This window comes from Burkholderia sp. AU6039 (assembly GCF_002223365.1).
GTDB lineage: Bacteria > Pseudomonadota > Gammaproteobacteria > Burkholderiales > Burkholderiaceae > Burkholderia.
In genome coordinates, this window is the sequence record NZ_NKFK01000003.1 from 1502415 (window position 1) to 1523132 (window position 20718).

At 67.9% G+C, this 20718-nt stretch carries 19 protein-coding genes; 9 read left to right on the top strand and 10 right to left on the bottom strand.

Annotated elements, in window-relative coordinates:
* Positions 1-97 precede the first annotated feature (97 nt).
* From CFB39_RS09620 to CFB39_RS09635, 4 genes are all read left to right on the top strand, one after another.
* Positions 98-1207: an efflux RND transporter periplasmic adaptor subunit gene (locus CFB39_RS09620; RefSeq protein WP_089425510.1), complete on the top strand. Its 1110-nt coding sequence runs from the start codon at positions 98-100 to the stop codon at positions 1205-1207.
* The gene (locus CFB39_RS09625) at positions 1204-4350 is read left to right on the top strand and encodes an efflux RND transporter permease subunit (protein WP_089472881.1); all 3147 of its coding nucleotides are present in this window, start codon (positions 1204-1206) and stop codon (positions 4348-4350) included. Before CFB39_RS09620 ends, CFB39_RS09625 begins: the two co-directional genes overlap by 4 nt.
* A 2-nt stretch (positions 4351-4352) precedes the next feature.
* Entirely contained in the window at positions 4353-5927 is a 1575-nt protein-coding gene (locus CFB39_RS09630) for an efflux transporter outer membrane subunit (RefSeq protein ID WP_089472882.1), read from the top strand.
* Positions 5928-6045: 118 nt separating this feature from the next.
* Positions 6046-7074, top strand: coding sequence for a MerR family transcriptional regulator (locus tag CFB39_RS09635; protein ID WP_089472883.1), 1029 nt, complete (start codon positions 6046-6048; stop codon positions 7072-7074).
* 138 nt (positions 7075-7212) lie between these two features.
* Here CFB39_RS09635 and CFB39_RS09640 read toward each other — a convergent pair whose 3' ends face one another.
* From CFB39_RS09640 to CFB39_RS09655, 4 genes are all read right to left on the bottom strand, one after another.
* A complete protein-coding gene (locus tag CFB39_RS09640; protein WP_089472884.1) occupies positions 7213-7437 on the bottom strand; it encodes a helix-turn-helix transcriptional regulator in 225 nt (74 codons plus the stop codon).
* 8 nt (positions 7438-7445) lie between these two features.
* Positions 7446-8009, bottom strand: a complete 564-nt coding sequence (locus tag CFB39_RS09645) for a DUF2975 domain-containing protein (RefSeq protein ID WP_089472885.1) — start codon at positions 8007-8009, stop codon at positions 7446-7448.
* Between the two features lie 163 nt (positions 8010-8172).
* Positions 8173-8703: a M949_RS01915 family surface polysaccharide biosynthesis protein gene (locus CFB39_RS09650; protein WP_089472886.1), complete on the bottom strand. Its 531-nt coding sequence runs from the start codon at positions 8701-8703 to the stop codon at positions 8173-8175.
* 81 nt (positions 8704-8784) lie between these two features.
* On the bottom strand, positions 8785-10182 hold the full coding sequence (locus CFB39_RS09655) for a sigma-54-dependent Fis family transcriptional regulator (protein WP_089472887.1): 1398 nt from the start codon (positions 10180-10182) through the stop codon (positions 8785-8787).
* A gap of 72 nt (positions 10183-10254) precedes the next feature.
* On the opposite strand from CFB39_RS09655, the gene CFB39_RS39305 reads away from it, so the two are divergent.
* The 4 genes from CFB39_RS39305 to CFB39_RS09670 are packed head-to-tail and all read left to right on the top strand — an operon-like array spanning position 10255 to position 13839.
* On the top strand, positions 10255-10434 hold the full coding sequence (locus CFB39_RS39305; protein ID WP_144030249.1) for a hypothetical protein: 180 nt from the start codon (positions 10255-10257) through the stop codon (positions 10432-10434).
* The gene (locus CFB39_RS09660; RefSeq protein WP_089472888.1) at positions 10431-11315 is read left to right on the top strand and encodes an MBL fold metallo-hydrolase; all 885 of its coding nucleotides are present in this window, start codon (positions 10431-10433) and stop codon (positions 11313-11315) included. Before CFB39_RS39305 ends, CFB39_RS09660 begins: the two co-directional genes overlap by 4 nt.
* A gap of 31 nt (positions 11316-11346) precedes the next feature.
* Positions 11347-13014, top strand: a complete 1668-nt coding sequence (locus CFB39_RS09665) for a bifunctional protein tyrosine phosphatase family protein/NAD(P)/FAD-dependent oxidoreductase (RefSeq protein WP_089472889.1) — start codon at positions 11347-11349, stop codon at positions 13012-13014.
* Between the two features lie 18 nt (positions 13015-13032).
* Positions 13033-13839, top strand: coding sequence for a sulfite exporter TauE/SafE family protein (locus tag CFB39_RS09670; RefSeq protein WP_089425518.1), 807 nt, complete (start codon positions 13033-13035; stop codon positions 13837-13839).
* Positions 13840-14016: 177 nt separating this feature from the next.
* On the opposite strand, the gene CFB39_RS09675 is transcribed toward CFB39_RS09670, so the two are convergent.
* The 4 genes from CFB39_RS09675 to CFB39_RS09690 all read right to left on the bottom strand — a co-directional run bounded on the left by CFB39_RS09675 (position 14017) and on the right by CFB39_RS09690 (position 18099).
* A complete protein-coding gene (locus CFB39_RS09675) occupies positions 14017-14838 on the bottom strand; it encodes an ABC transporter permease subunit (protein WP_089472890.1) in 822 nt (273 codons plus the stop codon).
* Positions 14835-15761 carry an ABC transporter permease subunit gene (locus CFB39_RS09680; protein WP_089425520.1) on the bottom strand — a complete coding sequence of 309 codons (927 nt, stop codon included), beginning with the start codon at positions 15759-15761 and terminating at the stop codon, positions 14835-14837. Before CFB39_RS09680 ends, CFB39_RS09675 begins: the two co-directional genes overlap by 4 nt.
* Positions 15758-16918, bottom strand: coding sequence for an ABC transporter ATP-binding protein (locus CFB39_RS09685; protein ID WP_089472891.1), 1161 nt, complete (start codon positions 16916-16918; stop codon positions 15758-15760). Before CFB39_RS09685 ends, CFB39_RS09680 begins: the two co-directional genes overlap by 4 nt.
* A gap of 86 nt (positions 16919-17004) precedes the next feature.
* Positions 17005-18099: a polyamine ABC transporter substrate-binding protein gene (locus tag CFB39_RS09690; RefSeq protein WP_047900781.1), complete on the bottom strand. Its 1095-nt coding sequence runs from the start codon at positions 18097-18099 to the stop codon at positions 17005-17007.
* 420 nt (positions 18100-18519) lie between these two features.
* On the opposite strand from CFB39_RS09690, the gene CFB39_RS09695 reads away from it, so the two are divergent.
* A complete protein-coding gene (locus CFB39_RS09695; RefSeq protein ID WP_010095552.1) occupies positions 18520-18723 on the top strand; it encodes a DUF1289 domain-containing protein in 204 nt (67 codons plus the stop codon).
* Positions 18724-18804: 81 nt separating this feature from the next.
* Here CFB39_RS09695 and CFB39_RS09700 read toward each other — a convergent pair whose 3' ends face one another.
* Entirely contained in the window at positions 18805-19446 is a 642-nt protein-coding gene (locus CFB39_RS09700) for an OmpW family protein (RefSeq protein WP_089431137.1), read from the bottom strand.
* 65 nt (positions 19447-19511) lie between these two features.
* On the bottom strand, positions 19512-20702 hold the full coding sequence (locus CFB39_RS09705; RefSeq protein WP_089472892.1) for a nitronate monooxygenase family protein: 1191 nt from the start codon (positions 20700-20702) through the stop codon (positions 19512-19514).
* Between the last annotated feature and the right edge of the window lie 16 nt (positions 20703-20718).

The window sequence follows — 20718 nt, forward strand, 5'->3', positions numbered from 1 at the left end:
TGGTGTCCGCACGCCCGTGCCGGCGCCGCTCGGGGCAAGCGCCCGCCGCGCTTGCCGGCTTCGTTCCGCTCTCGCTCTCACCTCATCTGGGGGTTTCGTGAATCGCTCCGGTTCCCGCGTCGCGCTGCTGGTCGGCGCCGCGCTCGTCGTCGCCGCCTGTCATCCGAAAGAATCCGCGCCGCCCGCCCCGCGCCCCGTCGTCGCGCTGCCCGCCCATGCCGACGACGCTGCCGTCGCCCGCACGCTCCCCGGCGAGATCCAGCCGCGCTACGCCACCCCGCTGTCGTTCCGCATCGCCGGCAAGATCATCGAGCGCAAGGTGCGCCTCGGCGATACGGTCAAGGTCGGCCAGGTCGTCGCGCTGCTCGATCCGTCCGACGTCGAGAAGAACGCCGCGAGCGCGCAGGCGCAGCTCGATGCCGCGACGCACAGCCTCGCGTTCGCGAAGCAGCAGCTCGACCGCGATCGCGCGCAGGCGCGCGAAAACCTGATCGCGACCGCGCAGCTCGAGCAGACCGAGAACAGCTACACGTCGGCGCTCGCGCAGCGCGACCAGGCGCAGCAACAGCTCGCGCTCGCGAAGAACCAGCTTCGCTACGCGACGCTCGTCGCCGACCACGCGGGCTATATCACCGCCGAACAGGCCGACACCGGCCAGAACGTGTCGGCCGGCCAGGCCGTCTACCAGCTCGCGTGGTCCGGCGACGTCGACGTCGTCAGCGACGTGCCCGAGGCCGCGCTTGCATCGCTCACGCCGGGCCACGCGGCCACCGTCACGCTGCCGTCGCTGCCGGGCCGCCCGTTCGCCGCGAAGGTGCGAGAAATCGCACCGGCCGCCGATCCGCAAAGCCGCACGTATCGCGTGAAGCTCACGCTCGCCGCGCCCGATCCGGCGATCCGGCTCGGGATGACGGCCAGCGTCGCGTTCGACGGCGCACCGGCCGCCGGCGACGCGCAGTCGATCACGCTGCCCGCGACCGCGCTGTTCCATGACGGCCAGCAGCCGGCCGTGTGGGTCGTGCGCACGAAGGACGACACGCTCGAGCTGCGCCGCGTCGACGTCGCGCGCTTCAACGAGCGCACGGTGACGGTGTCGCACGGGCTGCAGCCCGGCGAACGCGTCGTGCTGCAGGGCGTGCACACGGTCAGCGCGGGCGAGAAGGTCCGCGCGATCGCGCCGCTGCATCCGGAGGACTTCGCATCGTGAGCGCTTCCTACGAAGAAGGCCGCTTCAACCTGTCGGCGTGGGCGCTGCGCCACCAGGCGCTGGTCGTCTACCTGATCGCGCTCGCGACGCTCGCGGGCATTCTTGCCTACACCCGCCTCGCGCAATCCGAAGACCCGCCGTTCACGTTCCGCGTGATGGTGATCCGCACGTTCTGGCCCGGCGCAACTGCGCGGCAGGTGCAGGAACAGGTCACCGACCGGATCGGCCGCAAGCTGCAGGAAACGCCGGCCATCGACTTCCTGCGCAGCTATTCGCGCCCCGGCGAATCGCTGATCTTCTTCACGATGAAGGATTCGGCGCCCGTGAAGGACGTGCCGGAAACCTGGTACCAGATCCGCAAGAAGGTCGGCGACATCGGCTATACGCTGCCGCCCGGCGTGCAGGGCCCGTTCTTCAACGACGAATTCGGCGACGTCTATACCAACATCTGGACGCTCGAAGGCGACGGCTTCACGCCCGCGCAGCTCCACGATTACGCCGACCAGCTGCGCACCGTGCTGCTGCGCGTGCCGGGTGTCGGCAAGGTCGACTATTTCGGCGACCCCGGCCAGCGGATCTTCATCGAGGTCAACAACGCGCAGCTCACGCGCCTCGGCATCTCGCCGCAGCAGCTCGGGCAGGCGATCAACGCGCAGAACGACATCTCGTCGGCCGGCACGCTGACGACCAGCGACGATCGCGTGTTCGTGCGGCCGAGCGGCCAGTTCGACAACGTCGACGCGATCGCCGACACGCTGATCCGCATCAACGGCCGCACGTTCCGGCTCGGCGATCTCGCGACGGTGAAGCGCGGCTACGACGATCCGGCCGTCACGCAGATGCGTTCGAACGGCAAGGCGGTGCTCGGCATCGGCGTCACGATGCAGCCGGGCGGCGACGTGATCCGGCTCGGCAAGGCGCTCGACGCCGAATCGAAGGACCTGCAGGCGCAACTGCCGGCCGGCCTCAAGCTGACGCTGGTATCGAGCATGCCGCATGCGGTCGCGCATTCGGTCGACGACTTCCTCGAAGCCGTCGCGGAAGCCGTCGCGATCGTGCTGGTGGTGAGCCTCGTGTCGCTCGGCCTGCGCACCGGGATGGTGGTCGTGATCTCGATTCCCGTGGTGCTCGCGGTCACCGCCCTCTTCATGTACCTGTTCGACATCGGGCTGCACAAGGTGTCGCTCGGCACGCTCGTGCTCGCGCTCGGGCTGCTGGTCGACGACGCGATCATCGCGGTCGAGATGATGGCCGTGAAGCTCGAACAGGGCTACACCCGTGCCCGCGCCGCCGCATTCGCCTATACGAGCACCGCGTTCCCGATGCTGACGGGCACGCTCGTCACCGTGTCGGGCTTCCTGCCGATCGCGCTCGCGAAATCGAGCACCGGCGAATACACGCGCTCGATCTTCGAGGTGTCGGCGATCGCACTGATCGCGTCGTGGTTCGCGGCGGTCGTGCTGATCCCGCTGCTCGGCTTCCACCTGCTGCCCGAGCGCAAGCGGCAAGCGCATGAAGCGCACCTGCCCGACGACCACGAGCACGACATCTACGACACGCGGTTCTACCGGCGGCTGCGCGGCTGGATCGACTGGTGCATCGAACGGCGCTTCGTCGTGCTGCTGATCACGGGCGCGCTGTTCGTCGTCGCGCTGATGGGCTTCACGCTCGTGCCGCAGCAGTTCTTCCCGAGCTCCGACCGCCCCGAGCTGCTGGTCGACCTGCGGCTGCCCGAAGGCGCGTCGTTCGCGGCGACGCTGCGCGAGACCGAAGGGCTCGAGAAAGTGATCGACAAGCGCCCCGAGATCGATCATTCGGTGAACTTCGTCGGCAGCGGCGCGCCGCGCTTCTACCTGCCGCTCGACCAGCAGCTTCAGCTGCCGAACTTCGCGCAGTTCGTGATCACCGCGAAATCGGTGAAGGACCGCGAGAAGCTCGCGACCTGGCTCGACACCACGTTGCGCGAGCAGTTCCCGGCCGTGCGCTCGCGGCTGTCGCGGCTCGAGAACGGCCCGCCGGTCGGCTATCCGGTGCAGTTCCGCGTGAGCGGCGACAGCATCGCGACGGTCCGCTCGATCGCCGAGAAGGTCGCGGCGACGATGCGCGGCGACGCACGCACCGTCAACGTGCAGTTCGACTGGGACGAGCCGGCCGAGCGCTCGGTGCGTTTCGAGATCGACCAGAAGAAGGCGCGCGAGCTGAACGTCACGTCGCAGGACGTGTCGAGCTTCCTCGCGATGACGCTGTCCGGCACGACCGTCACGCAGTACCGCGAGCGTGACAAGCTGATCGCGGTCGACCTGCGCGCGCCGCGCGCCGATCGGGTCGATCCGGGCAAGCTCGCCGGCCTCGCGCTGCCGACCCCGAACGGCCCCGTGCCGCTCGGCTCGCTCGGCCGCTTCAAGCCGACGCTCGAATACGGCGTCGTGTGGGAGCGCGACCGCCAGCCGACCATCACCGTGCAGTCCGACGTGCGCGCCGGCGCGCAGGGCATCGACGTCACCCATGCGGTCGACGCGAAGCTGAACACGTTGCGCGCGCAACTGCCGGTCGGCTATCAGATCAACATCGGCGGCTCGGTCGAGGAAAGCGCGAAGGCGCAGAAGTCGATCAATGCGCAGATGCCGCTGATGGCGATCGCCGTGTTCACGCTGCTGATGATCCAGCTGCAGAGCTTCTCGCGCGTGCTGATGGTCGTGCTGACCGCGCCGCTCGGGCTGATCGGCGTGGTCGCCACGCTGCTGCTGTTCGGCCAGCCGTTCGGCTTCGTCGCGATGCTCGGCGTGATCGCGATGTTCGGGATCATCATGCGCAACTCGGTGATCCTCGTCGACCAGATCGAGCAGGACATCGCGGTCGGCCACCGCCGTATCGACGCGATCATCGGCGCGACCGTGCGGCGCTTCCGCCCGATCACGCTGACGGCCGCGGCCGCCGTGCTCGCGCTGATCCCGCTGCTGCGCTCGAACTTCTTCGGGCCGATGGCGACCGCGCTGATGGGCGGCATCACGAGCGCGACCGTGCTGACGCTGTTCTACCTGCCCGCGCTGTATGCGACGTGGTTCCGCGTGAAGCACGACGAACGCGACCCGCATGACGGCCCGCCGCCTGGCGGCACGCCTGCCGCGCCGTCGGGAGCCTGACCATGGATCGATCGATGAACCTGAAAACACACGCCGTGCGGGCACTCGCGGTGGCGAGCCTCGCCGGCCCGCTCGCGGGCTGCGCCTGGTTCGCGCCGAGCGGCGAGCCGCCCGCGATGCCGTCGCCCGCGCACTATGGCGCCACGCCGCAAGTCCAGCAGACCGTGTCCGCGCAAGGCGTCACGCAGCAGTTCGAGGTCGGCGCGCAACCGGTGCCCGACTGGTGGAAACAGTACCGCTCCGACGCGCTGAACGCGCTCGTCGACGAAGGGCTGCGCAACAGCCCGACGTTGAGCGCGGCATCCCACTCGCTCGATGCCGCGCGCGAACAGTTGCGCGGGCAGATCGGCAGCTCGATGCTGCCGTCGATCGACGCGGGCGGCCAGGCGACGCGCCAGCGCGCGCTCGGCGTGCCGATTCCCGCGCTCGGCGCGCCGACGCTGCTGTACGACACATTCGTCGGGCAGCTGCAGGCGAGCTACACGATCGACCTGTTCGGCGCGTCGCGTTTCGCGAACCGCGCGCTGGCGCGCCGCGTCGACGTCAGCGCGTTCCAGCTCGAATCCGCACGGCGCGCGCTGGCCGCAAACATCGTCACCGCGTCGATCACGGTGTCGGTGCTGAATGCGCAGATCAACACGACCGAGCGGCTCGTCGCGCTCGCCAACGACCAGGCGCACGATGCCGAACGCCGCTACGCGCTCGGATCGGCCTCGCGCAGCGACGCGCTGAACGCGCGGCAAAGCGCCGACACGTTCGCGGCAAGCCTGCCCGCGCTGCGCCAGCAGCGCGACTCGGCACGCCACGCACTCGCGGTGCTGGTCGGCCGCACGCCTGACCAGCCGCCAGCCGATCTGACGCTCGCCGATCTGCACCTGCCCGAGCAAGTGCCCGTCGTCGTGCCGTCGGACCTGCTGCAAAGCCGCCCGGACATCCAGGCGGCCGACGCGGGGCTGAAGGCGGCCGCGGCCGAAGTGGGCCTCGCGACCGCGCAGATGTTCCCGCAGCTGTCGCTGTCGGCCGCGATGGGCAAAGGCGGCTTCAGCTGGCCGACGATGCTGTCGGGCGCCGGCGCGATCTGGAACGTCGGCGCGTCGCTGAGCCAGCCGATCTTCCATGGCGGCGCGCTGCTCGCGCAGCGCCGTGCGGCGAAGGCGACCTACGAGGCCGCCGTCGACCAGTACAAGCAGGCCGTGCTCGGCGCGTTCCAGAACGTCGCCGATTCGCTCGCCGCGCTCGAGCACGATGCGGAGGCGCTCGACGCGTCGTCCCGTGCCGCGCTGTCCGCGCGCGGCGCGTACGACGACGCGGCGGCCCGCGTGCGGCTCGGCGCGCTGCCGCCGTCGGCCGCGCGCGCCAGCGAGCTGCAGTATCGCAACGCACGGCTCGACGAGATCCGCGCGACCGGCGCGCGGTTCGCGGATACCGCGCGGCTTTACCAGGCGATGGGCACGCCGCCGGTCGACAAGACTGACAAGGCCGACCAGTCGAGCAAGACCGACAAGTCGGCCGACGCGGCCGCCACCGGCCAGCAAGCGCGCGCCGCCGGCGCCGACACCCCGCCTGCGCCGCAATAAGCCGGCCCTGCGATCGGGTGCGCGGAATCCCGCCGCGCACCCGATTTCCGATCTTCCGCTTGACCCTCACGTAGCGTAACGTTCGAGACTCCAGTGTGCGACCCGAATGGAGGAACGAATGCGACTGAAAGTGGGAGAACTGGCGAAACGCAGCGGGCTGACCGTTCGCACGCTTCATCACTATCACGCGATCGGTCTGCTGACGCCTTCGGCGCGCGCCGACAACGGCTACCGGCTGTACGACCGCCACGACATCGCCCGGCTCCACCAGATCCAGGCGCTGCGTCGCTTCGGCCTGTCGCTCACCGAAATCGGCGACCACCTGAACCAGCCCGACACGCCGCTCGTCGAGATCGTCGCGAAGCAGATCGCGCTGCTCGACCGTCAGCTCGCGCAGACCACGCAGCTGCGCGAGCGGCTCGTAAACCTGCATGCGCAGCTCGCCGCGGGCACGGAGCCGGAGCTGGCTGATTGGCTCACCACACTGGAGTTGATGACCGTGTACGACAAATATTTTTCCGAGGAAGAACTCGCGCGCCTGCCGATGTACCAGAAGAGCCAGGCGGGCGACGCCGAATGGATCGCACTCGTCGACGAGGTGCGTGCGCTGCACGACGCGGGCGTGCCCGCCGAGGACGAACGCACCCGTGCGCTCGCCAGCCGCTGGATGGCGCTGCTCGTGCGCGACACGAACAACGATCCGCGGCTGCTGGCGAAGCTGAACCTGATGCACGAACACGAACCGGCGATGCAGTCGAAGATCGGCATTTCGACCGCGCTGCGCGACTATGTGCTGCGCGCGTCGTCGGAAACCAAGATGCGGATCTTCGAGAAGTATCTCGCGCCGGACGAGATCCGCTTCATGCGGGCGCACTATGGTGAAAGCGCGATGGCATGGCCGCAATTGATGGGCGACGTGCGCGATGCCATCGATGCGGGCGCTCGGCCGGATTCACCGGAAGGCCGCGCGCTCGCGCAGCGCTGGCTCACGCTGTTCTGCAGCTATGCCGGCAACGATCCGGCCACGCACGCGAAATTCCGCCACGCGATGATGAACGAGCCGTCGCTGACGAAGGATTCGTGGATCGACGATACGCTGATCGGCTTCGTGCGGGAGGCGATGGCGCAGCTGGCGCCGGCGCGTTGAGCAGGTTGAGCGCATGAGGTTGCGGGCGGCAGGCGGGTTTTCCGCGTGTCGCCCGCTTCACCTTTGCAACCCGTGCGCGGCGCGGGACCGGCGGCACGCCGCCACCACGTCACCTCGGCACCTGGAAGTCGCGGTGTGTCAGTCCGCCTCGCCGACACCGTCATCGCTGAACGCGAGCAGGTCGCCTGGCTGGCAGTCGAGATAGCGGCAGATCGCCTCGAGCGTTGCGAAGCGGATGCCCTTGACCTTCCCTTGCTTGAGCAGCGACAGATTCTGTTCGGTGATGCCGACGGCGGCCGCGAGATCCTTCGAGCGGACCTTGCGCGTCGCGAGCATCACATCGAGCCTGACCACGATCGACATGGCGCGCCTCAGACGAACTGCCGATGCTCGGCGTCGAGCGTACTCGCCTGCCGGAGGATGTGTGCGATCACGGCAATGCAGGCCGCGGTGAACAGCGCGACGACGTACGGCAGACCGAAGCCGATGCTGACCATCCGCTGGCCGACCGGTTCGAGCATCGTCGCCCACATACTGAGGAGCGGTTCGCACAGTACGCTCAGCAATACCCACAGGCCGATCGCGCGCCCGGTCTTGCCGAGATGGCCGGCCGCTTGCGCGGAGAAGTAGTCGCGCTGCGCATACGTGCGGAACAGCAGACGCAGGTGACGCAGGCCGTTCGCAAGCGCGACGAGCGGGACGCCCGACAACAGAAAGCCGCCGACCTTCTGCCACCACGGGAACGCAGCGACGTCGACGTTCAGGTTGGAGATCACCGAGTCGGACAAGCCGAATGCAAACCCGGGCCCAGTTCGACTCAGGATCAACGACGGAAAGGCCCAGAACGCTGCGTTAAGCACCAACAAGCCGACGATCAACGACAGCGTGACGGCAGCCATGCATTGGCTGATACGGGCAATGCGATCGGAATGCATGCGAAGTCCTCGGCGGGAAATGAATGTGCGTTGAGTGTACACCGAAAATTATCGTAAAACGATAATTAATCATCGCATACGCATGATTTCTTATCGTACAGCACGCTCGATTCACCTCGACAGGCGCATGTCGAACGCACCGTCGCGACCGCCGCGCGCGTCCCTACCGATAGTCGCGCACGCTGATCCCGTGCCAGTGCTTCGTCATGTAGCGCAGAAACTCGGGTTGGGCTTTCAGGTCCGCATTCGGCACGGGCGCCGCGCCGCCGTCCATGAACTTGCCGTTGACCGTGACCGTTTCCTCGCCGCGCAGCACGTACTTCGTGCCCTGGTCGATCAGGAAGTATTTGACCTGGTCGGCGCTCACATCGCCGCGGCAGCCGATCTTGTACGCGAACAGGAACTGCTTGCGGCCGTTGCCGAGCAGGTCGCGCATTTCGATCGACGCGGGGACGACGTCGAGAATCACGTCGACCGGGCATGCCTTCACGTAGTCACGCACGGTCCAGTCGGGCCGGCCGTCGAGCGTCGCGGCGACCTTGAGTTCGACGTCGTCGCCGGACTCGGTTCTCGCGAGCGTCACCGCATGCGCGCCGGCCGCGTCGGTCCACGTGTACTCGGCGGCGGCCTGCGCCACGTTGCACAGCGCAGAGGCTGCTAGAAACAGGCAAGGCGAAAGGAGGCGTCTCTTCATCGGCGAGGGGGAGGCAGATTCGAACGCGCCATTATCGACAAAGCCGCCAGCCGCTGCCAGCCGCCCGTCGCGTGCGCACGCTCAGCGCTCGCGCGCCCCGAGCCCGAGCGCCTTCATCCGCCGGTACAACGTCCGCTCGCTCATCCCGACCTGCTCGGCGAGCGCCTTGCGCGTGCCGTCGAACGTGCGCGCGATCCGCACGAGTTCCGCGTCCGACACGCCGCGCGCATCGGCAGCCCGGTCCTGCGGCGCGACCGATGCGGCGACCAGCTCGGCCGGCAGATGCTCGATCCGGATCGTCCCGTCGTCCGCGAACAGGCACGCGCGTTCGAGCACGTTGCGCAGCTCGCGGATGTTGCCCGGCCACGCATACGCATCGAGACACGCGAGCGCGCGCTCGGTCAGCACGAACGGCCGGGCCGCGAACGGCCGCGCGCCCGCATCGCCCGCACTGGCGCGCGTGTTCGCGATCCGCCGCAGGATCGATTCGGCCAGCAGCGCAACGTCCCCGCGCCGCTCGCGCAGCGCCGGCAACGGAATCGGAAACGCGTTGATCCGGTAGTAGAGGTCCTGCCGGAACCGGCCGTCGTCGATCATCTCGCGCAGCGGCTTGTGCGTAGCCGCGACCAGCCGGAAATCCGCACGCAGCGCCTCGACGCCGCCCACACGGCGGAACGTGCCCGACTCGATCAGGCGCAGCAGCTTCACCTGCATCGGCAGCGGCACGTCGCCGATCTCGTCGAGAAACAGCGTGCCGCCCTGCGCGGTCTCCACGAGGCCCGGCTTGCGCTGGTTCGCGCCGGTGAACGCGCCCTTCTCGTAACCGAACAGCTCGCTCTCGAACAGCGTCTCGGCGATCCCCGAGCAATCGACGACGACGAACGGCCCCATCGCGCGGTCGCTCGCCTCGTGCAGCGCGCGGGCGAACAGCTCCTTGCCGGTGCCCGATTCGCCGAGCAGCAGCACCGGCAGCATCGAGGGCGCGACGCGCTGCAATGCGCCGAGCGCCGCATTGAACGCGTCGGCGCCGCCGACGAGCCCTTCCGCGCTCGGCTGCGCGGATGCGCTGCGCACCGTCGTCAGCCGCTCGACGTACGCGATCACGTTGCCGTCGGCATCGAAGATCGGCCGCAATTCGACGTCGACATGCTCGGGGCCGCGCGGCGTGTGGTGGATGTGCAGCACGCGGTTCAGCCCGCGCGATTCGAGCGCCTGCTTCATCGGGCAATGCTCGCCGGCCTGGTCGCACGGCACGTCGTAGTGATGCGAGACCTGGAAACAGTGCCGGCCCACGTGCTCGACGCCCGCGACCCCGAACTGGCGCCGGTACGCATCGTTCGCCGCGAGGATGCGGTAGTCGGGATCGACGACGATCATCGGCTGCGGATCCTGCTCGAGATACGCGACGAGCGCGCGCACGTCGGGCATGGCGTCGCGGCGCGGCGCGGGGACGATCGGGATGGTGTCGTGCGGATTCATGCGGACGCTCGGTGAAGGAGTGCCTGACGAACTGCCAGGCAGACTGCCAATTCTGCCACGACACTGCCAAACATGGCAGTCGGCAGCCGCAGCCGGATGCCGCCAACACCCGTTCATCGCTGCAACCGCACCGAAAACCCGAGCCGAATCAAGCCCCTGGCGGATCGGCCGGTGCGTCGGCGCACGCTGGCACGCTTCTTGAGTTACCGATCCCGATTGCAGATGCAGAACCCGATCGAGGACACCCCGTGAGCCATGCCACCACGCTGTCGGTCGAAGGCTTTTTCGACCCGGCGACCCACACCGTCAGCTATCTGCTGCTCGATACCGCGAGCCGCGCGTGCGCGCTGATCGACAGCGTGCTCGACTACGACCCGAAATCCGGCCGCACGCACACCGCGAGCGCCGACCGGCTGATCGCCCGCGTCGCCGAACTCGGCGCCGACGTGCACTGGCTGCTGGAAACCCACGTGCACGCCGACCACCTGTCGGCCGCGCCATACCTGAAGGAACACGTCGGCGGCCGGATCGCGATCGGCTCGCACGTGCGCCGCGTGCAGCACGTGTTCGGCACGCTGTTCAACGCGGGCCCCGGCTTCGCGCAGGACGGCCGCCAGTTCGACCGGCTGCTCGACGACGGCGACACGCTCGCGCTCGGCGCGCTGACGATCCGCGCGCTGCATACGCCGGGCCACACGCCCGCATGCATGACCTACTGCATCGACGACGCGACACAGCGCGCGGCATTCGTCGGCGACACGCTGTTCATGCCCGACTACGGCACGGCCCGCTGCGACTTCCCCGGCGGCGACGCGCGCACGCTGTACCGCTCGATCGCGCGCGTGCTCGGCCTGCCGCCCGACACGCGCCTGTACCTGTGCCACGACTACCAGCCGGGCGGCCGCGACGTGCAGTTCGAGACGACCGTGGCCGAGCAGCGACGCGCGAACGTGCACGTGAAGGACGGCGTGACCGAGGACGATTTCGTCGCGATGCGCACCGCGCGCGACGCCACGCTCGCGATGCCCGTGCTGATGCTGCCGTCCGTGCAGGTCAACATGCGCGCCGGCCACCTGCCCGAGCCCGAAGACAACGGCGTGCGCTATCTGAAGATCCCGCTCGACGCGATCTGAGCGACACGCCCCCCATCCGGAGACCCCCGACATGACCATCCGCAAGCTGACCGACACGCTGTCGGTCTCGCCGCAGATCGCGGCGGCCGACCTGCCCGCGCTTCACGCGGCCGGCATCCGCGCGATCATCTGCAACCGCCCCGACGGCGAAGGCCCCGACCAGCCGACCGTCACCGAAATCCGCGCGGCCGCCGCGCCGCTCGGCATCGACGTGCATTACCTGCCGGTCGATACCGGCAAGGTGACCGACGACCAGGCCGCGCAGTTCGGCGCGCTCGTCGCATCGCTCGAAGGGCCGGTGCTCGCGTACTGCCGCAGCGGTACGCGTTCGGCCACGCTGTGGGCGCTGTCGCAAGCCGGCCTGCGTCCGCTGAACGACATCGTCGCGACGGCCGCTGCGGCCGGCTACGACCTGCACGCGATCGCCTCACGCGTCGCGCAAGGCGGCAGGCAGGCGGCACCGACCGTCGACGCGCGGCACGACATCGTGATCGTCGGCGCCGGCGCAGCAGGCATCGCGGTTGCATCGAGCCTGCTCGCGCGTGACGCATCGCTCGACATCGCCATGATCGATCCGGCCGACGTCCACTACTACCAGCCGGGCTGGACGATGGTCGGCGCGGGCGTATTCCGGCCCGAGACCACCGCGCGCCGGATGACCGACGTGCTGCCGCGCGGCGTGCACCGGATCCAGGCCGCCGTCGCGGGCTTCGAGCCCGACGCGCACACGGTCGTGCTCGACGGCTGCCGCCGCATCGGCTATCGCAAGCTGGTCGTGTGCCCGGGGCTCAAGCTCGACTGGCACGGGATCGAAGGCCTGGCCGACACGCTCGGCCGCAACGGCGTCACGTCCAACTACCGCTACGATCTCGCGCCGTACACGTGGGAACTCGTTCGCGCATTCCGCGGCGGCAACGCGCTCTTCACGCAGCCGCCGATGCCGATCAAGTGCGCGGGCGCGCCGCAGAAGGCGATGTACCTGTCGTGCGACCACTGGCGGCGCGCGGGCCGCCTCGAGGCCGCGAACGTCGAGTTCCTGAATGCGGGCGCCGCGTTGTTCGGCGTCGCCGACTACGTGCCCGCGCTGATGGAATACGTGAAAAGCTACGACATCGCGCTGTCGTTCGGCCACAACCTCGTGTCGATCGACGGGCCCGCGCGACGCGCGACGTTCGCGCGCGCGCTGCCGGACGGCGGCAAGGAAACCGTCGTGCGTGCGTTCGACATGATCCACGTCGTGCCGCCGCAGAAGGCGCCCGACTTCGTGCGGTCGAGCCCGCTCGCCGATGCGGCCGGCTGGATCGACGTCGATCCGGCGACGCTGCGGCACAAGCAGTATCCGGACGTCTACGCGCTCGGCGACGCCACCAACACGACCAACGCGAAAACGGCCGCGGCCGCCCGCAAGCAGGCGCCGGTGGTTGCGCACAACCTGCTCGCGTCGCTCGGCCGCGCGCACGGCGATGCCGCCTATGACGGCTACGGCTCGTGCCCGCTCACCGTCGAGCGCGGCAAGATCGTGCTCGCCGAATTCCTGTACGGCGGCAAGGTCGCACCGACCTTCCCCGCGTGGCTGATCGACGGCAAGCGCCCGTCGCGGCTCGCGTGGCTGCTCAAGGAACGCGTGCTGCCGCCGCTTTACTGGAAGGCGATGCTCAAGGGCCGCGAATGGCTTGCGAAGCCCGCGATCGCACGTTGACCGGAGCCCGCTGACGTCATGCTGATTTCCCTCGTACTGGGCGGTTTCGTCGGCGCCGTGCTGGGCCTGACCGGCGCCGGCGGCGGCATCCTCGCGGTGCCCGCGCTCGTCGTCGGCATGGGCTGGCCGATGCAGCAGGCCACGCCCGTCGCGCTCGTCGCAGTGGCCGGCAGCGCCGCGCTCGGCGCGCTCGAAGGGTTCCGCCGCGGGCTCGTGCGCTATCGCGCGGCGCTGCTGATGGCCGTGGCCGGCGTGCCGCTGACCACGCTCGGCGTACGGCTCGCGCACGTGCTGCCGCAACGCCTGCTGCTCGCGTTGTTCGCGCTGACGATGCTGGTCGTCGCCGGCCGCCTGTTGCGGCAGGCGCTGCGACACGCGCCGGTCGACGCGGAAGCGTCGCCGCTGTGCGTCGGCCGCGTGAATCCCGATACGGGCCGGCTCGTGTGGTCCTGGCCGGTCGGCGTCGCGCTGGCGTCGACCGGCGCGATGACGGGCCTGATGACGGGGCTGCTCGGTGTCGGCGGCGGCTTCGTGATCGTGCCGATGCTGCGCAAGTTCACGAACGTGTCGATGCACGGTGTCGTCGCGACGTCGCTGATGGTGATCGCGCTCGTCGGCACCGGCGGCGTGTTCGCCACGCTCGTGTCGGGCACGCGCGCACCGCTCGACGTGACGCTGTGGTTCACCGTCGCCACCGCGCTCGGCATGGCCGCCGGTCGTGGCGCGTCGCGCCACCTCGCCGCGCGGCACGTGCAGGCCGGGTTCGCGGCCGTGCTTGTGTGCGTCGCGCTCGGGCTGCTGGCGAAGGCGGCGTTCGGCGCGTAGGGCGGTGCGCGACCGGCGCGGGAATGGAACCCGCGTCCCGTCTACGATGCCGTTCATCTGTCGCAATCGCGTATAGACCGGCACCGATCCACACGCAGCGCCACCCAAACAAAACGCCCGGCCCGACTCGTCGTCGGCACCGGGCGTTTTTTTACAGCAGCGATCGCAACCCGAACGTCAGGCCGCGAACCCCGCCATCCGCTTGCGTTCCTGGCGCAGCATCACGAAGTTCGCGATCACGACGCCGGCCGTCACCGCGACGATGAACAGCGTCGCGAGCGCGTTCATCTCCGGGTTCAAGCCCAGCCGCACACGCGAGAACACCACGAGCGGCAGCGTCGTCGAGCCGGGGCCCGACAGGAACGCCGACAGCACGAGGTCGTCGATCGACAGCGTGAACGACAGCAGCCAGCCCGCGATCAGCGCCTGCGAGATCAGCGGCAGCGTGATCGTGAAGAACACCTTCAGCGGTGTCGCACCGAGATCGAGCGCGGCTTCTTCCAGCGACGGGTTCAGCTCGCGCACGCGCGACTGCACGATGATCGCGACGTACGAGATGCACAGCATCACGTGGCCGAGCCAGATCGTGAACATGCCGCGCTCGGCCGGCCAGCCGATCCACTTCGCCAGCTCGATGAACAGCAGCAGGAGCGAGATCCCCTGGATCACCTCGGGAATCACGAGCGGCGCGTTGATCATCCCGCTGAACAGCGCGAAACCGCGAAAGCGCCCCATCCGCGCGAGCACGAAGCCGGCCCACGTGCCGATGAACACCGACGCGAACGCGGTCAGCACGCCGATCTTCAGCGACAGCCACGCGGCCGTCAGCAGCTCGTCGTCCTCGACGAGCGCCGCGTACCAGCGGAACGAGAAACCCGACCACACGGTGACGAGCTTCGACTCGTTGAACGAATAGACGATCAGGCTGATGATCGGGATGTAAAGGAACGCGAAGCCGGCAAACAGCGCCGCGAACTGCAGGTAACGATTCGGCTTCATCGGCGGCCTCCCTGCTCCTTCGCCTGGAAGTGCTGGAACATCGCCATCGGCACGAGCAGCAGCAGCACCATCGCGCAGGTCACCGCCGACGCCATCGGCCAGTCTGCGTTGTTGAAGAACTCATTCCACATCACGCGGCCGATCATCAGCGTGTTCGCGCCGCCGAGCAGTTCGGGAATCACGTACTCGCCGACCGCAGGGATGAACACGAGCAGGCAGCCCGCGATGATCCCGTTCTTCGAGAGCGGCAGCGTGATCTGCACGAATGCCTTCCACGGCTTGGCGCCGAGGTCGTACGCGGCTTCGAGCAGGCGCAGGTCCATCTTCACGAGGTGGGCGTAGAGCGGCATCACGAGGAACGGCAGGTACGAATAGACCATCCCGATGTACACCGCGTAGTTGGTGCGATACAGCTCGATCGGCGTATGCGTGAGCCCGATCCACATCAGGAAGTTGTTCAGCAGCCCGTTGTTCTTCAGGATGCCGATCCACGCGTACACGCGGATCAGGAACGACGTCCAGAACGGCAGCATCACGCCCATCATCAGCAGGTTGCGGGTCGCCGGGTTCGAGCGCGCGATGTAGTACGCCATCGGATAGCCGATCAGCAGGCACAGCAGCGTCGTGATCGCGGCCACCCACACCGAGTTCACGTAGGTCGCGAAATACAGGCTGTCCGTGAACAGGAATGCGTAGTGCGACAGGTTCAGCGCGACGTGCACGACGCCGTCCGCGTACGACGCGAGCTCCGTGTACGGCGGGATGCCGAGCTGCAGCTCCGCGAAGCTGATCTTCACGACCAGCACGAACGGCACGAGGAAGAACAGCACGAGCCACGTGAACGGCCCGGCGACAACCGCCGTGGCGCCCGTCAGGTTGAAGCGCCGCACCGGCCACTCGAGCAGGGACTTGAACGCGGTCATGACGTCAGCACCACGCCGGCCGTCGCGCTCCAGCGCACGTAGATCTCGTCGCCGAGTGCCGGCGTCTCGAGCTCCGAAATCGCGAGGCTCGACACGTTCGCGATCACCGTCTTGCCGCCGTCGAGCTTCACGTGATACAGCGAGTAGCCGCCCATGTACGCGACGTTGCTGATCCGGCCGCGCGCCCAGTTGAACGCGCCTTCGGGCGGCTTGCGCGTGAGCGCGATCCGTTCGGGGCGCACCGACACGGTGACCGGCATCCCGAGCGGGCCCGAGATCCCGTGGCTCACGTACAGCCGGCTCGGCAGCTCCGGAGACTCGATGTACACGTGGTCGGGTTCGTCCTCGACGGTCACGCCGTCGAACAGGTTCGTCGAGCCGATGAATTCGGCCGAGAAGCGGCTGTTCGGATATTCGTACACCTCGTTCGGCGAGCCGATCTGCACGATCTGCCCTTCGCTCATCACCGCGAGGCGATTGGCCATCGTCATCGCCTCTTCCTGGTCGTGCGTGACCATGATGCAGGTGACGCCGACCTTGTTCAGGATGTTGACGAGCTCGATCTGCGTGCGCTGGCGGATCTGCTTGTCGAGCGCGGACATCGGCTCGTCGAGCAGCAGCAGCTTCGGCCGCTTGACCAGCGAGCGCGCGAGCGCGACGCGCTGCTGCTGGCCGCCGGACAGCTGATGCGGCTTGCGCTTCGCGTACTTGCTCATCTGCACGAGTTCGAGCGCCGAAGCGACGCGCTCCTTCAGCTCGGCCTTCGGCGTGCCTTCCTGCTTGAGACCGAACGCGACGTTCGACTCGACCGACATGTGCGGGAACAGCGCATACGACTGGAACATCATGTTCACGGGCCGCTTGTACGGCGGCATCTGCGCGAGGTCCTCGCCGTCGATCAGGATCTTGCCCGACGTGACCGTCTCGAGGCCCGCGAGCATCCGCAGCAACGTCGACTTGCCGCAGCCCGAGCTGCCGAGCAGCGCGAACAGCTCGCCCTGGCGCACGGTCAGGTTGACGCTGCGCACGGCTTCGGTGTCGCCGAATTTCTTGACGACGTCGACGATCTGGACAAAGTTCTCGGCGCGCGCATCGGCGCCGGAGGAGGAAACGGAGGACGGCGCGCCCGCGACCGGCGCGCCCGACTGGCTATTCATGATGTGCTGCTTCTCTCCTGCGTTGAACGAACAAAGCCCCCGGGGGCACCAGGGGCTTCATGACTGCTGATTCACTCCGGCTCGCGTCAGCGGCCCGACTTCAGCTCGGTCCACAGACGCGTCTGCAGACGCTGGATTTCAGGCGGCAGCGGCTTGAGCAGGAACAGCGTCTTCACGACGTCGGCCGGCGGATAGACGGCCGGGTCGTTCGCGACGTCGGGCCGCACGTACTTGCGGGCCTCTGCGTTGGCGCTCGGGTAGTACACCGCGTTCGTGATCGCCGCGTGCACCTTCGGATCCTCGATGTAGTTGATCCACTGCAGCGCGGCATCCTTGTTCTTCGCGTCCTTCGGGATCGCCATCACGTCGAACCACACCGGCGCGCCGCCCTTCGGAATGTAGTACTCGACCTTGTACGGCTTCTTCGCCTCGATCGCGCGATGCTTCGCGATCACGACGTCGCCCGACCAGCCGAACGCGAAGCAGATGTCGCCGCCGACCAGGTCGTTGATGTAGCCCGACGAGTTGAATTGCGTGATGTACGGGCGGATCTTCTTCAGCACTTCCATCGCGGCCTTGTAGTCGGCCGGGTTCGTGCTCATCGGATCCTTGCCGATGTAGTGCAGCGTCGCCGCGAACATCTGGTCGGGGGCGTCGAGCACCGACACGCCGCAGGTCTTCAGCTTCGAGATGTTTTCCGGCTTGAACAGGATGTCCCAGTTGTCGAGCGGCACCTTGCCGAGCGCCTGCTGCGCCTTCGTCAGGTTGTACGCGAGACCGGTCGTGCCGTACGCCCAGGGCACCGAGTACTTGTTGCCCGGGTCCGCGCCGGCGACGAGCGCCATCAGTTGCGGATCGAGGTACTTGAGGTTAGGCAGCTTCGACTTGTCGAGCGGCGCGAAGATGCCGGCGGCGATCTGCTTGCCCGCGTAGTTGCTGGTCGGCACGACGATGTCGTAGCCCGAGCTGCCCGTCAGCAGCTTCGCCTGCAGCGTGTCGTCGCTGTCGTAGTTGTCGTAGCGGACCTTGACGCCGGCCTGCTTCTCGAAGTTCGGGATCGTGTCCTTCGCAATGTAGTCCGACCAGTTATAGACATTGAGCTGCGTATCCTTCGCCGCTGCCGCCGATGCACCCACGCACAGCGCGAGCGCTGCGAACCGGCCCACTACCTTTGCTTTCATCCCGTTCTCCCTACGGCCGGACCGTGTGTCCGGCTGCCGTCTGCCTCGTCATGACGGCGCATTCTGGCGCGCCGCCCCTCGAAAACCCCGAAAACTACCATCATTCGCGCCCCGTCACAAAAAAATCATGCCGGTGTCGCGCAAACGGAACAGATTACCGCCGCCGGCCAGGCTGGCCGCCCGTGCGGCGGGGCGTTCCCGGGGAATTCTATCGGGTAATCGGCGGCTGTCCACCGGGAAAAACGGGCGGCGGCGCACCTGCGTCCGCGGGCCGGACGCGAACCGCCTGGCGCGCTGTGCCCGAACCCGCCGTACTGTCACGCCCCTGCACCGGTACGGCATGCCGGCCGCACCCGTCCGACCGTCCGGCCGCGATGCATTAAAATGGCGGCTGACGATTCAACGGCGTGAACCCTTCCGATGGCCTCCAATCTCCACGACCTGCCCGACAGCCCCTGCATCGGCGTGTGCTCGACCCTCTTCGACGAAGTCTGCAAGGGCTGCGGCCGCACGGCTGCCGAAGTGTCGAACTGGGTGTTCCTGAGCGACGACGAAAAGCGCGCGGTGTGGGAGCGCATCTCGCGCGAAGGCACCGCGATGCGCTTCCAGTACGACAAGCTGTAAATCCGCCGCCGCCGCGCATAAAAAAAGCGGCATGCCGACCGACATGCCGCCAACCCCAACTCTGTTCTTTTCCCTTCGCGTCTAGAACTTCATCCCGACGCCCACGCCGACGATCAGCGGATCGATGTGCAGCGTGCCGATGCCCTTGTCGCCCAGCGTCGCATCGGTGCTCATCCAGATCTTCTTCACGTCGACGTTCATGAAAATCTTCTTCGTCACCTGCACGTCCACGCCGAACTGCAGCGCGGGGCCGAAGCTGCTCTTGTTGATCGACACGCCCTGCCCGCCGACGTTGAGCCCGTTGTTGTAGAAGTACGTGTAGTTCACGCCCGCGCCGACGTACGGACGCACCTTGCCGGCATGGTTGAAGTGGTACTGCAGCAGCAGCGTCGGCGGCAGCACGCCCACGCCGCCGAGATTGCCGACGCTCGACGTCAGCTGGTGCCGCGACGTACCCAGGATCAGCTCGACGCCGAGGTAGTCGCGGATCATGTACGTGAAGTCGAGCTCGGGCACGATCGCGTTGTTCACCCCGACGTTGAGCGCGCCCAGCGTATCGCTCGCGCGTTCGTTCGGCTGGATGCTGATCGCGCGCAGCCGGACCAGGACGTCGCCCTGGTTGATGCCGTCCCCCGGCGAGGCTGCGTGCGACAGCGAAGGCATCGCGGCGAAAGCGGCAGCAACGGCCGCAGCGGTGACACAAGTTCGAATCGTTTTATGCATGGTACGGACCCCCAAAGAATGGTTTCCATTCTCCCTGTAGGGTCTTTTCTTTATCTTGATATTCGTCAAGCCAGCGTAAACGTGGGGCGGTTTGCCGCAGGCTCCGTCGCACGGCCCGTCAGCAGCAGGTCGAGCAAATCGCGCACGCTGCGGATCGCACGGCCGAACGGCAACGCTTCGCGGCCGCGGAAGAACAGCCCGTTCGCCACGTCGCCACGCAGCGCGGCCGCGAGCCGCGTATCGATGCAGAAATGGCCGAACTTCTCGATGCCGTCGCGCAAGCCGCATACGCTCAGGCATTCGAGCGCGGTCGGGCAACGCTGTTTCAGCGCACCGAGCTTGGTGCGGATGCGCGTCTCGTTGCGCAGGTAACGATCGAGCCACGGCGTCTTCACCGCGCGCGCGGGCAACCCGGTCACGCTGACGAAGTCGACGATGTCCTCGGGTGTCGCATCGGCCAGCACGCGCTTGAAGTGCGGATGCGCGTCGCCCTCTTCCGTCACCGCGAACGGCGTCCCCACCTGCACGCCGTTCGCACCGGCGTCGAACGCCGCGCGCACCGTGTCGTGGCTGTTGATCCCGCCCGCAACGATCAGCGGGATCGTTTCGCGCGCGAGGCCGAGCGACGCCATCACCTGGGCGGTCTCGTCGAGCACGCGCGCGAAATCGAAGCGAGGGTCGTGCATGTCGTCGATCTGCGTGACGCCGAGATGGCCGCCCGCATGCGCCGGATGCTCGATCACGATCGCGTCGGGCAGGCGCCCCTTCTTCATCCACTTCTTCAGCACGAGCGCGATCCCGCGGCTGTCCGACAGGATCGGAATCAGCGCAATGTCGTGCCCTTGCGTGAGATCGGGCAGGTCGAGCGGCAGGCCCGCGCCCATCACGATCGCGTCCGCCCCCTCGTCGCACGCGACCCGCACGTAGTCCGCATGCGCGCTCACGGCCTTCATCACGTTGACCGCGATCATCCCGCGCCCTTCGCTGTAGGTCTTCGCGAGGCGGATCTCGCGTGCGAGCGCCTCGAGGTTCGCGGCCTCGAGCGTCGCGCGATCGGGTTGCGCGCGGCAACGCGCGAGCAGGTCCGCATGATGGTGGCGCAGGTCGATGCTCGCGATCGTGCCGACCGCGCCTTCGCGCGCGACGCTGCCCGCCAGCCGGTGCGCGGAGATGCCGACGCCCATGCCGCCCTGCACGACGGGCAACAAGGTGCGGCCGCGAATCGTCAGCGGCGGAAAGGAAGTGCGTACGGTCATCTGAAACCTCGTCGGA